Source organism: Actinomadura fibrosa (genome assembly GCF_900659615.1).
GTDB classification, from domain to species: domain Bacteria; phylum Actinomycetota; class Actinomycetes; order Streptosporangiales; family Streptosporangiaceae; genus Spirillospora; species Spirillospora fibrosa.
The window spans coordinates 1-11810 of sequence record NZ_CAACUY010000255.1; the positions used below are offsets into that span (position 1 = coordinate 1).

General features: G+C 71.2%; 11 protein-coding genes. 6 read left to right on the forward strand and 5 right to left on the reverse strand.

The genetic code is table 11. The features are described from left to right. The 4 genes from E1300_RS41415 to E1300_RS41430 all read left to right on the forward strand — a co-directional run. Positions 1-3471, forward strand: a 3471-nt coding sequence (locus tag E1300_RS41415) for a multifunctional oxoglutarate decarboxylase/oxoglutarate dehydrogenase thiamine pyrophosphate-binding subunit/dihydrolipoyllysine-residue succinyltransferase subunit (protein WP_242619731.1), incomplete at its 5' end; no start/stop codon positions are given. 100 nt (positions 3472-3571) lie between these two features. Beyond that, on the forward strand, positions 3572-3751 hold the full coding sequence (locus E1300_RS41420) for a DUF6104 family protein (RefSeq protein ID WP_131762754.1): 180 nt from the start codon (positions 3572-3574) through the stop codon (positions 3749-3751). Positions 3752-3856: 105 nt separating this feature from the next. Further along, positions 3857-4681, forward strand: a complete 825-nt coding sequence (locus E1300_RS41425) for a DUF4097 family beta strand repeat-containing protein (protein ID WP_131762755.1) — start codon at positions 3857-3859, stop codon at positions 4679-4681. Then, positions 4678-5430, forward strand: a complete 753-nt coding sequence (locus tag E1300_RS41430; RefSeq protein WP_306440696.1) for a PadR family transcriptional regulator — start codon at positions 4678-4680, stop codon at positions 5428-5430. The genes E1300_RS41425 and E1300_RS41430 overlap by 4 nt, the downstream gene beginning before the upstream one ends. Before the next feature lie 12 nt (positions 5431-5442). Here the strand turns inward: E1300_RS41430 and E1300_RS41435 are convergent, their stop codons facing one another. The 4 genes from E1300_RS41435 to E1300_RS41450 form a co-directional block, all read right to left on the reverse strand. Beyond that, the gene (locus E1300_RS41435; protein WP_131762756.1) at positions 5443-6411 is read right to left on the reverse strand and encodes a zinc-binding dehydrogenase; all 969 of its coding nucleotides are present in this window, start codon (positions 6409-6411) and stop codon (positions 5443-5445) included. Positions 6412-6503: 92 nt separating this feature from the next. Then, positions 6504-7256, reverse strand: coding sequence for an amino acid ABC transporter ATP-binding protein (locus E1300_RS41440; protein WP_131762762.1), 753 nt, complete (start codon positions 7254-7256; stop codon positions 6504-6506). 56 nt (positions 7257-7312) lie between these two features. Then, positions 7313-8227 carry an amino acid ABC transporter permease gene (locus E1300_RS41445; protein ID WP_131762757.1) on the reverse strand — a complete coding sequence of 305 codons (915 nt, stop codon included), beginning with the start codon at positions 8225-8227 and terminating at the stop codon, positions 7313-7315. A 4-nt stretch (positions 8228-8231) separates the two neighbouring features. Continuing rightward, entirely contained in the window at positions 8232-9140 is a 909-nt protein-coding gene (locus E1300_RS41450; protein ID WP_131762758.1) for an ABC transporter substrate-binding protein, read from the reverse strand. A gap of 362 nt (positions 9141-9502) precedes the next feature. On the opposite strand from E1300_RS41450, the gene E1300_RS41455 reads away from it, so the two are divergent. Together E1300_RS41455 and E1300_RS41460 are read left to right on the forward strand one after the other, a co-directional pair. After that, positions 9503-10690, forward strand: coding sequence for an NAD(P)-dependent malic enzyme (locus tag E1300_RS41455; protein WP_131762759.1), 1188 nt, complete (start codon positions 9503-9505; stop codon positions 10688-10690). A gap of 197 nt (positions 10691-10887) precedes the next feature. Beyond that, positions 10888-11460, forward strand: a complete 573-nt coding sequence (locus tag E1300_RS41460; RefSeq protein WP_131762760.1) for a CGNR zinc finger domain-containing protein — start codon at positions 10888-10890, stop codon at positions 11458-11460. Here the strand turns inward: E1300_RS41460 and sodX are convergent. After that, positions 11352-11810, reverse strand: a 459-nt coding sequence (gene sodX / locus E1300_RS41465; protein WP_278045425.1) for a nickel-type superoxide dismutase maturation protease, incomplete at its 5' end; no start/stop codon positions are given. The genes E1300_RS41460 and sodX overlap by 109 nt on opposite strands.

Genomic DNA, 11810 nt, shown 5'->3' on the forward strand with positions numbered 1-11810 from the left:
CGCCGATGCGGCGCCGTCGCCGCCAAGCCCGCCGCGCAGCCCGCCGCGAAGGCCGACGGCAAGGCGGCGCCGAGCAAGCCCGCGCCGCCGCCGGTGCCCGCGGGCGCCGAAGAGGTGCGGCTGCGGGGGGTGGCGGCGCGGACGGCCACCAACATGGAGGCCAGCCTCGCGGTCCCGACCGCGACGAGCGTGCGCGCGGTCCCGGCGAAGCTGCTGATCGACAACCGCATCGTCATCAACAACCACCTCAAGCGCGGGCGGGGCGGGAAGGTCTCCTTCACGCACCTGATCGGGTACGCGATCGTCAAGGCGCTCGCGGCGATGCCGGAGATGAACGCCGCGTTCACCGAGGTGGACGGCAAGCCGGTGCTGATCCGGCCCCAGCACGTGAACTTCGGGCTGGCGATCGACCTCCAGAAGGGCGACGGCCAGCGGCAGCTCGTGGTGCCGAGCATCAAGGCCGCGGAGACGCTGGACTTCCGCCAGTTCTGGGCCGCCTACGAGGAGATCGTCCGGAAGGCGCGGGGCAACAAGCTGACGCTGGAGGACTTCCAGGGCACGACGATCAGCCTGACGAACCCGGGCACGATCGGCACGGTCCATTCCGTGCCGCGGCTGATGCCGGGGCAGGGCACGATCATCGGCGTCGGCGCGATGGAGTACCCGGCCGAGTTCGCGGGCGCGTCCAGCGACACGCTGTCGCGCATGGGGATCAGCAAGGTCATGACGCTGACCTCCACGTACGACCACCGGATCATCCAGGGCGCGCAGTCCGGCGACTTCCTGCGCCGGATCCACGAGCTGCTGCTCGGCGAGGACGGCTTCTACGACGAGATCTTCGAGGCGCTGCGCATCCCGTACGAGCCGGTGCGCTGGGTCAAGGACATCTCGGCGTCCCACGAGGACGACGTCGCCAAGGTCGCCCGCGTCCACGAGCTGATCCACGCCTACCGGGTCCGCGGCCACCTGATGGCCGACACCGACCCGCTGGAGTACAAGCAGCGGCGGCACCCGGACCTCGACATCCTCAAGCACGGCCTGACCCTCTGGGACCTGGAGCGCGAGTTCGCGACGGGCGGGTTCGGCGGCAAGCCGACGATGAAGCTGCGCGACATCCTCGGCGTGCTGCGGATGGCGTACTGCCGGACGGTCGGCATCGAGTACATGCACATCCAGGACCCCGAGGAGCGGGCCTGGATCCAGGAGCGCGTCGAGGTCCCGCACGAGAAGCCGTCGCGCGAGGAGCAGCTGCACGTGCTCCGGCGGCTGAACAGCGCCGAGGCGTTCGAGACGTTCCTGCAGACGAAGTTCGTCGGGCAGAAGCGGTTCTCGCTGGAGGGCGGCGAGTCCGTCATCCCGCTGCTGGACTCGGTGATCTCCGCGGCGGCGCAGGCCAGCCTGGACGAGGTCGTCATCGGGATGGCGCACCGGGGCCGGCTGAACGTCCTCGCGAACATCGTCGGCAAGTCCTACGGGCAGATCTTCGGGGAGTTCGAGGGCAACCTCGACCCGCGCAGCGCCCAGGGCTCGGGCGACGTGAAGTACCACCTGGGCGCGTCCGGCGACTTCGTCGCGGGCGACGGCTCCAAGATCCACACCGAGCTGGTCGCGAACCCCTCGCACCTGGAGACGGTCGACCCGGTGCTGGAGGGCGTGGTCCGCGCCAAGCAGGACCTCCTGGACGTCGGCGAGGCCGGGTTCAGCGTGCTGCCGATCCTGATCCACGGCGACGCCGCGTTCGCCGGGCAGGGCGTGGTCGCCGAGACGCTGAACCTGTCGCAGCTGCGCGGGTACCGCACCGGCGGCACGGTGCACGTCGTGATCAACAACCAGGTGGGCTTCACCACGGCCCCCGAGTACTCGCGCTCCAGCGTCTACTCGACGGACGTGGCCCGGATGATCCAGGCGCCGATCTTCCACGTCAACGGCGACGACCCCGAGGCGTGCGCGCGGGTGGCGCGGCTCGCGTTCGAGTACCGGCAGACGTTCAAGAAGGACGTCGTCGTCGACATGGTCTGCTACCGGCGGCGCGGGCACAACGAGTCGGACAACCCCTCGTTCACCCAGCCGCTGATGTACGACCTGATCGACGCGAAGCGCTCGGTGCGCAAGCTGTACACCGAGGCGCTGATCGGCCGCGGCGACATCACGGTCGAGGAGGCCGAGCAGGCGCTGCGCGACTACCAGGAGCAGCTGGAGCGCGCGTTCACCGAGACCCGCGAGGCGGTCAAGAAGCCCCTCGAACCGGGGTCGGTCGTGAAGCCGGACGTCGAGGAGCGCATCCCGATCGACCACGGGTCGGCCGGGTCGGCGATCCCGCCGGAGACGGTCAAGCGGATCATCGACACGCAGGTCAGCCTGCCGGAGGGCTTCAACGTCCACCCGCGGCTCCAGCCGATCCTCCAGCGCCGCGCCCAGATGATCGAGGACGACGCGATCGACTGGGCCACCGGGGAGCTGCTCGCGTTCGGCTCGCTGCTGATCGACGGGCACCCGGTGCGGCTCGTCGGGCAGGACAGCCGGCGCGGCACGTTCGGGCAGCGGCACGCGGTGCTGGTCGACCGCAAGACGGGCGAGGAGTACACGCCGCTGAAGCAGTTCGGGCAGGGCGTGTCGAAGTTCTACGTGCACGACTCGCTGCTCAGCGAGTACGCGGCGATGGGCTTCGAGTACGGCTACTCGATGACCCGCCCGGACGCGCTGGTCGCGTGGGAGGCCCAGTTCGGCGACTTCGCCAACGGCGCCCAGTCGATCCTGGACGAGTACATCTCGTCCGGTGAGCAGAAGTGGGGCCAGCACTCCAGCGTCGTGCTGCTGCTGCCGCACGGCTACGAGGGCCAGGGGCCGGACCACTCGTCCGCGCGGATCGAGCGGTACCTCCAGCTCTGCGCGCAGGACAACATGACCGTGGTCTACCCGACCACCCCGGCGAACTACTTCCACCTGCTGCGCTGGCAGGTGCTGTCGGGCCGGAACAAGCCGCTGATCGTGTTCACGCCGAAGTCGCTGCTGCGGCACAAGGCGGCGACCTCGCCGGTCGAGGCGATCACGCAGGGCGCGTTCCAGCCGGTGATCCCGGAGGTCAACGCGTCGATCGACGCGGCGGGCGTGCGGCGGGTGCTGCTCACCACCGGCAAGATCTTCTACGACGTGGTGAACGCGCGGGACGCGGCGGGCGCCACCGACACGGCGGTCATCCGGGTCGAGCGGCTGTACCCGCCGCCCGTGGACGAGATCAAGGCCGAGCTGGCGAAGTACCCGGGGCACACCGAGGTGGTGTGGGTCCAGGACGAGCCGGCGAACATGGGCGCGTGGCCGTTCATGGCGCTGAAGCTGCCGCACCACATCGAGGGGCTGAAGCTGACGCGGGTGTCGCGCCCGGCGTCGTCGTCGCCCGCGGTCGGTTCGGCGAAGCTGCACCAGGCGGAGCAGGAGGCCCTGCTCTCCCGCCTGTTCGGCGAGCGGAAGTAGCACGAGGCGGGATCCGAGGGCTCCGGCGCGCGCCGCGCCGGGGCCCTCGGCGTCTCTCCGGCGGGCCGGGGACGTCCCGGCCCGGAACGAAGGAAACGGGATGTACTTCACCGATCGGGGCATTGAGGAGCTGACCGAGCGCCGGGGCGCGGAGGAGGTCAGCCTGGCGTGGCTGGCGGAGCGGCTGCGGGAGTTCGTCGACCTGAACCCCGAGTTCGAGACGCCGGTCGAGCGCCTCGCCACCTGGCTCGCGCGCCTGGACGACGAGGAGGACGGCTAGTCCCCCGCGCCGGGCCGCCCGGCGAGACGCGATACATCTTGACTTTCCGGTGACGCGACATATCGTGTTTACTGGCAGAGGCGCTCGGACGAAGGGCACACCACGATGTCGCGCTGGACGATCGACGAACCCACCACCCTCGACTTCGACGGCGTGGTCGCGCTGCGCGCCACGCTGATCGCCGGGAACGTGTCGGTGCTGGCCTCGGACGAGCGGCCGTCCGTGATCGTCGGCGAGGTCGACGGGCCGCCGCTGCTGGTCACGCACGAGGCGGGGATGCTCACGATCACACATGAGCGGATCTTCGAGGGCGTCCTCGGCTGGCTGCGGACGCGCCGCGCCGACGCGTCCATCACGGTGACGGTCCCGCGCGACTGCCCCGTCACCCTCAACCTCGTGTCGGCGGACGCGGTGATCACCGGGACGGCGGCCCGCACGTCCATCAGGAGCGCCTCCGGCTACGTGACGCTCGACGGGGTCCACGGGACGACCGACGTCAACACCGTGTCCGGCGCGGTCGAGGCGCAGGGGCTGGAGGGCGCCGTGTCGTTCACCTCGGTGTCCGGCGACCTGTCGCTCGCGGGCGGCTCGGTCGGCCGGCTCGGCGCCCGCACGGTCAGCGGCCGCATCGCCGCGGACGTCGACCTGGTCGGCGAGCGCCGCGTCGAGGTCCACACGGTGTCCGGCGAGGTCGCGCTGCGCATCCCCGAGTCCGCCGACGCGGACGTCGCGCTCACCTCCGCCGCCGGGCGCGTCGACACCTCCTTCCCCGAGCTCGTCCGGACGGACCGCACCGTCGCCCGCTCCGTCGCCGGCAAGCTCGGGGACGGCTCCGGGCGGCTCTCGGTGAACACGGTGTCCGGCGCCATCACGCTCCTCGGCCGCGCGGACGACGCGCCGACGATCACCACCCCGCGAATGGAGAAGTGAGCATCGTGAGCCCCGTGTTCGGCCACGGCCGCCTGCGGCTGTACCTGCTGAAGCTGCTGGAGGAGAGCCCGCGGCACGGCTACGAGGTGATCCGGCTCCTCCAGGACCGGTTCCTCGGGGTGTACTCGCCGTCCCCCGGCACGATCTACCCGCGGCTCGCCCGGCTGGAGGCCGAGGGCCTGGTGACGCACGAGGTGGTCAAGGGCAAGAAGGTCTACTCGCTGACCGGCAAGGGCCGCGAGGAGCTGGAGCGCCGGATGGACGAGCTCGCCGAGCTGGAGGAGGAGCTGACCGCCTCGGCGCAGGAGTTCGCGCGCGGCGTCCAGCAGGACGTCCGGCAGACGGTCCGGTCGCTGCGCGAGGAGCTGACCCAGGCCGCCCGCACGGTCCGCGACCAGGGCCGGAGCACGTCCAAGGAGGCGTGGAAGGAGGCGGCCGAGCGCCAGAAGGACGAGTGGTCCTGGCAGCGGGAGTTCTGGCGCGAGCAGAAGCAGGCGTGGAAGGAGGAGTGGCAGCAGAACTGGTCGGACGCCTGGAAGACGGCGACGGGCAGCAGGGAGGACATCACCCGCCTGAAGCTGGAGAAGCTCCTCCGCAAGTTCGTCGAGGACGTCCGCAAGGGGGCGAAGGAGGCCCGCATCGACGACGACGCCCTCGCCGCCGTCCAGTCGCTGCTGGACGAGATGCGCGAGCGCCTCGCCGACGAGGTCTTCCGCGACGGCAGGGGCCGCAGGGGGCGCCGCCGCTGACGCCGCGCCCGCTCAGGGCGTGAAGACGATCTTCCCGAAGAGGTCGCCGTCCGCCATGGCCGCGAACCCCTCGCGGGCCCGGTCCAGCGGCAGCGTCCGGTCGATCGGCGGCCGGACGCCCGTCTTGACCAGGAAGCGCGCCAGCCGCTCCAGCTCGCCGCGCGTCCCCATGGTGGAGCCGACCACCTGGAGCTGGAGGAAGAACACCCGGTTCAGCTCCGCCGGCGGCACCTGCCCGCTCGTGGCGCCGGAGACGACGATCCGCCCGCCGGGCCGCAGCGACTTCAGCGAGTGCGACCAGGTCGCCTCGCCGACGGTCTCGATGACCGCGTCGACGCGCTCGGGCAGCCGCGCGCCGGACTCCAGCGCCGTGTCGGCGCCGAGCTCCAGCGCCCGCTTCCGCTTGGCCTCGCTGCGGCTCGTGGCGTGGACGCGGAAGCCCGCCGCGGACGCCAGCGCGATCGCGGCGGTGGCGACGCCGCCGCCCGCGCCCTGCACCAGCACGGACGAGCCGGGCTGGAGCCCGGCCTTGACGAACAGCATCCGGTAGGCGGTGAGCCACGCGGTCGGCAGGCAGGCGGCCTCCTCGAACGACAGCTCCGCCGGCTTCGGGACGAGGTTGCGGCGCGGCACGGCGACCTTCTCGGCGAGCGTCCCCGGGTGCAGCTCCGACAGCAGGGTGCGCTTCGGGTCGAGCGTCTCGTCGCCGCCGCCCCGGTCGGGGTCGCCGATCACCGAGTGGACGATGACCTCGTTGCCGTCCTCGTCCACCCCGGCCGCGTCGCAGCCGAGGACCATCGGGAGCCGGTCGGCGGGGAGGCCGACGCCCTTCAGCGACCACAGGTCGTGGTGGTTCAGCGCGGCGGCCTTGACCGTGACGGTGGTCCAGCCCTCCGGCGCCTCGGGTTCGGGCACGTCCCCGAGCGTCAGCCCGCCCAGCGGGTCGTCGGGGTCGATCTGCGTAGCCGTGACAGCGAACATGGACGCACACTAGCCCGCCGCCCGGAACGCGGAACGGCCCGCCCCCGGGTGGGGACGGGCCGCTCCGATCCCGATGGATGGACCGGGGCCGGTCAGAGGACCTTGGACAGGAAGTCCTGCGTCCGCGGGTGCTGCGGATTGGCGAGGACCTCGCGAGGCGCGCCCTTCTCCACGACGACGCCGCCGTCCATGAAGACGAGCGAGTCGCCGACCTCGCGGGCGAAGCCCATCTCGTGGGTGACCACGACCATGGTCATGCCGTCCACCGCGAGCTGCTTCATGACCTCCAGGACCTCGCCGACCAGCTCGGGGTCCAGCGCGGAGGTCGGCTCGTCGAACAGCATGAGCGCCGGCTCCATCGCGAGGGCGCGGGCGATCGCGACCCGCTGCTGCTGCCCGCCGGACAGCTGCGCCGGATAGCTCTGCGCCTTGTCGCCCAGCCCGACCCGGTCCAGCAGTGCGAGCGCCTTCTCCCGCGCCTGCTGCTTGGGCTGCCGCTTCACCCGGACGGGCGCCTCCATGACGTTCTCCAGCGCCGTCATGTGCGGGAAGAGGTTGAAGCGCTGGAAGACCATGCCGATCTCGCGGCGCTGCGCGGCGACCTCGCGGTCGCGCAGCTCGTACAGCTTGCCGCCCGACTGCCGGTAGCCGACCAGGTGGCCGTTCACCCACAGCCGCCCCGCGTTGATCTTCTCCAGGTGGTTGATGCAGCGCAGGAACGTGGACTTGCCCGACCCGGACGGGCCGATGACGCACATCACCTCGCCGGGCATGACCTCAAGGTCGATGCCCTTCAGGACCTCAAGCCGCCCAAAGGACTTGTGCACCTGCTCGGCCTTGACCATCGGCCCGGCATCGGCGGGCGGCTCGGCCGGGCCGGCCGCGCCCTTCCTCAGTCGGCTCACGGCGCCCCGCCTCCCATGAAGGGCAGCCGGCGGCGCTCGCGCGCGCCCTTGCTGGTGCCCTTGCTGTAGTACCGCTCCAGGTAGTACTGGCCGACCATCATCACCGAGGAGATGACCAGGTACCACAGGCAGGCCATCACCAGCATCGGGATGATCTTGTAGGTGCTGGCGTAGATGGTCTGCGCGGTGAAGGTCAGCTCCGCGTACGGGACGGCCGCGACCAGCGAGGTGTTCTTCAGCATCGAGATCGCCTCGTTGCCGGTCGGCGGGACGATCACCCGCATCGCCTGCGGCAGCACGATCCGGCGCATCGTCTGGAGCCGGGACATGCCGAGGGCGCTCGCGGCCTCCTGCTGCCCCTCGTCCACCGACAGGATCCCGGCCCGGACGATCTCGGCCATGTAGGCGGCCTCGTTGAGGATCAGGCCGAGCGAGGCGGCCATCGCCGCGTTGACGAGCTCCTGCGTCTTCCAGGTGTCGAACTCCGGCCCGAACGGGACGCCGATCCCGACGGTCGGGAACAGCGAGCCGATCGCGCCCCAGATGAGCAGCTGCGTGTACAGCGGCGTGCCGCGGAAGAACCACAGGTACACCCAGGCCACGCCGCTCAGCAGCGGGTTGGCCGACAGCCGCATCAGCGCGAGGACGATGCCGAGCGCCACGCCGCCGACCATCGCCGCCAGCGTCAGCCACAGGGTGTTGCGGACGCCCTTCAGCACCGGGTCGGAGAACATGTACTTGCGCTGCTCGGCCCAGTCGAGCGCGTCGCTGGTGAACAGGAAGTGCACGAACATCGCGACCAGCACCAGGATGACGGCGGCCGCGACCCACCGTCCCGGATGCCGGACCGGGACGGCCTTGATCGCCTCAGGGGGCCGTCCCGGCTCGACGACGTCGTTGTCGACGGTCATGCGATCAGCTCTGCGCGCCGTTGATCACCGGGTCGGTGATCGCACCGGACTGCACGCCGTTCTTCTCCAGGATCTGCTTGTAGGTGCCGTCCGCGATGAGCGCCTTCAGCGCGCCCTGGATGGCCTCCTTGAGCTGGCCGGAGTTCTTGCCGACCGCGTAGCCGTACGGCGCGGTGTCGTAGGCGGTGCCGATGATGTCGAGCTTGCCGCCGGTCTTCTTCACCGCGTCGCCGACGATCGGCGAGTCGGCGGCCATCCCGTCGACCTTGCCCGCGACCAGGTCGTTGTTGACCTCGGTCTGCTGCTTGCGGACGACGGAGCTGATCGCCGGCTTGCCCGCGTCGGTGCACTTCTTGCTGCGCGCCTTCAGGTCGTCGACCTGCACGGTGCCCTGCTGGACGCCGATGCTCTTGCCGCAGGCGTCGTCGGGGTTGACGCCCTTCGGGTTGCCCTTGAGCGCCGCCCAGGCCGTCCCGGCGGAGTAGTAGGTGACGAAGTCGACGACCTTCTCCCGCTCCTTGTTGTCGGTGAAGGACGAGACGCCGACCTCGTACTTGCCGGACTGGACGCCCGGGATGATCGTGTCGAAGCCCGCGTTCTGGAACTGCGTCTTCAGGCCGAGCTTGGCCGCGACGGCGGTGAACAGGTCCACGTCCCAGCCGACGATCTTCTGCGAGGCCGGGTCGACCGACTCGTTGGGCGGGTAGGAGGCGTCCGAGCCGACGACGATCTTCCCGTCGCTCTTGACCGCCGCCGGGACCAGCGCCGCCAGCTTGGCGTCCGTGCCGCTCTTCGGGGTGATCGACGACGTCGTCGAGTCGTCGCTGTCGCCACATGCGGACAGGGCGAGGGCGCCCGTCAGCACGAGCGCGCCCGCCGCCACGGCGCGGCGGCGCAGAGAACCGGTGATCACGGGTCCCCCTCCGGTTGGGTGCGTACGGATCCGAACTGATCCGTTAGGTCAAGCACACAGTGTGGCGTACACCAGGGCTGATCTGGATTAAGGGTGCGAAACAATCGGACAACGAGGCAGCCCCGAGGACGGCCCGGACCTGCCCGAACGTTCACGTCACGGAGTCGCCCCGGCACTTTCCGTCCTGTCGGGGTGACCCCTAACACGGCCGGGCCCCCGGGATCGGCGGGAGGCTCTATGGCACACTTGGACAACGGGTGACCCCCGTACGTCGCGAGATGTCCACCAGGTGATCAGGCCACCAGACCTCCACCACCGCGGCGGCATCGCCCGAAAGCCAACTTTCACTGACAGGGGTCGCTGTGGCTGCTCAGCCCATTCCCACCGAACTCTCCCTCGACGACGATCCGGCCTTTCCCCTGCACCGGGGCGGCAAGCTGGAAATGCGCTCGACCATTCCCGTGCGCAACAAGGACGACCTCTCGCTCGCCTACACGCCCGGGGTGGCCCGCGTCTGCACCGCGATCGCCGACAACCCCGAGCTGGCCTACGACTACACCTGGACGTCCAAGGTGGTCGCGGTCGTCACCGACGGCACCGCCGTGCTCGGGCTCGGGGACATCGGCCCGGCCGCGTCCATGCCGGTCATGGAGGGCAAGTCCCTCCTGTTCAAGGAGTTCGCCGGCGTCGACTCCGTGCCGATCGCGCTGAACTGCACGGACGTGGACGAGATCGTCGAGACGGTGATCCGGCTGGCGCCGAGCTTCGGCGGCATCAACCTGGAGGACATCAGCGCCCCCCGCTGCTTCGAGATCGAGGACCGGCTCCGCGCCGCCCTCGACATCCCGGTCTTCCACGACGACCAGCACGGCACCGCGATCGTGGCGCTGGCGGCGCTCACCAACGCGGCCCGGCTGGTCGGCAAGCCGCTGTCGGCGCTGCGCGCCGTCGTCGCGGGCGCCGGCGCGTCCGGCATCGCGGTCTCCCAGATCCTCATCGAGGCCGGCATCGGCGACATCGCGCTGTCGGACAGCAAGGGCCTCATCCACGAGGGCCGCGACGGGCTGAACCCCGTCAAGCAGCGCATCGCGGCGATCACGAACCGGTCGGGGCTGACCGGGTCCACGGAGGAGGCGCTGCGCGGCGCCGACGTGTTCATCGGCCTGTCCGGCAGCACCGTCCACGAGTCGTGCGTCGCCACGATGTCGGAGAACGCGATCGTGTTCGCGCTGTCCAACCCGACCCCCGAGGTGCACCCCGAGGTCGCGCGGCGGCACGCGAAGGTCGTCGCCACCGGCCGCAGCGACTTCCCGAACCAGATCAACAACGTGCTGGCGTTCCCCGGCATCTTCCGCGGCGCGCTGGACGTCCGCGCGCACACGATCACCGAGGGCATGAAGCTGGCCGCCGCGCACGCGCTCGCGGACATCGTCGGCGACGACCTGACGGCCGACTACGTGATCCCCGGGCCGTTCGACGACCGGGTCGCCCCGGCCGTCACCGCCGCCGTGGCCGCGCAGGCCCGCACGGAGGGCGTCAACCGCATCTGACCGCGGGGCCGGATGGTCCGCTCGGAAAGGCCGGATCCGGCGGACCATTTCCCGCGATTCCCTCGCGCGGACGCGTTTTCCCCGGGCGGTCGCCGCGCCGCCTGGGAAAACGATGTTCCCGACAGCCGTGTAATTCCCGTCAACGGGGAATGACCCTGACGATACGTCCGATCAGGCCGGACTCGTCGGGAGCGACCGTGGACCTCGCCTCTTACGCAGACCTGGCGATCGATCTCGTGAACACGCAGCACCCCGGCGGGGACGAGCTCCGCGATCTCGACGGATTGCGGTCCCTGCTGCTGCGCCGCCCCCAGATCGGCGGGCGGACGTCGCTGCGCGACCTCGACGCCATGCGGGAACTGCGCGCCGAACTCCGCGCGGTCTTCGTCGCCGCCGCGAGCGGGGACGCGGACGGCGCGGTGGACCGCCTCAACACCCTGCTCATCCGGCACCCGGTCCATCCGCAGGTGGTCCGGCACGACGGGCAGGAGTGGCACCTGCACTTCAACGAGTCCGGGTCGATCACCGACCGCGTCGCCGCCCGCACCGCGATGGGCCTCGCGGCCAAGATCGGCTCGCAGGGGCTGGACCGGCTCGGCGTCTGCCGCGCCGAGGGGTGCGGCCGGGTCTTCTTCGACATGACCGGGAACCGCTCGCGCCACTACTGCTCGGACCAGTGCGCGGGGCGGCCCGGCGTGACCGCGGCGTGCCATCCGAGCGCGCCGCGGGTGTCGGTGCGCCACCAGCCGGCGCGGGGCAGCGGCCAGTAGCGCGCGACGACCCGCCCGACGACGAGGTGGTCGGGCACGGCGCCGAAGTCCCAGCTGTCGCGCCGTCCCCGGGCGCGCTGGTTGTCGCTCTCCAGCCACCATCCGCCGCCCGCCCGCCGCGTCGCGCGCTTGACGATGAGCAGCCCGGGCCGCTCCGGATGCCGCGCCACGACCAGGGCGCCGGGGACGGGGACGGTGCCGGTCCGCACGACGAGCCAGTCCCCCGGGCGCAGCTCCGGCAGCATCGAGTCGCCCGCGACCTCGACCGTCCTGATCCGCGCCCGGGCCGCGGCGACCGCCGCCGCGAGCGCGACCGGCAGCACGGCCAGCAGCGCGCCGCCGAGCGTCCG

Excerpts from the sequence above, each read along its gene's own strand:
- E1300_RS41420 (WP_131762754.1), top strand. The coding sequence starts at position 3,572 with ATGTACTTCACCGATCGGGGCATTGAGGAGCTGACCGAGCGCCGGGGC.
- E1300_RS41445 (WP_131762757.1), bottom strand. The coding sequence starts at position 8,227 with ATGACCGTCGACAACGACGTCGTCGAGCCGGGACGGCCCCCTGAGGCG.
- E1300_RS41435 (WP_131762756.1), bottom strand. The coding sequence starts at position 6,411 with ATGTTCGCTGTCACGGCTACGCAGATCGACCCCGACGACCCGCTGGGC.
- E1300_RS41425 (WP_131762755.1), top strand. The coding sequence starts at position 3,857 with ATGTCGCGCTGGACGATCGACGAACCCACCACCCTCGACTTCGACGGC.
- E1300_RS41440 (WP_131762762.1), bottom strand. The coding sequence starts at position 7,256 with ATGGTCAAGGCCGAGCAGGTGCACAAGTCCTTTGGGCGGCTTGAGGTC.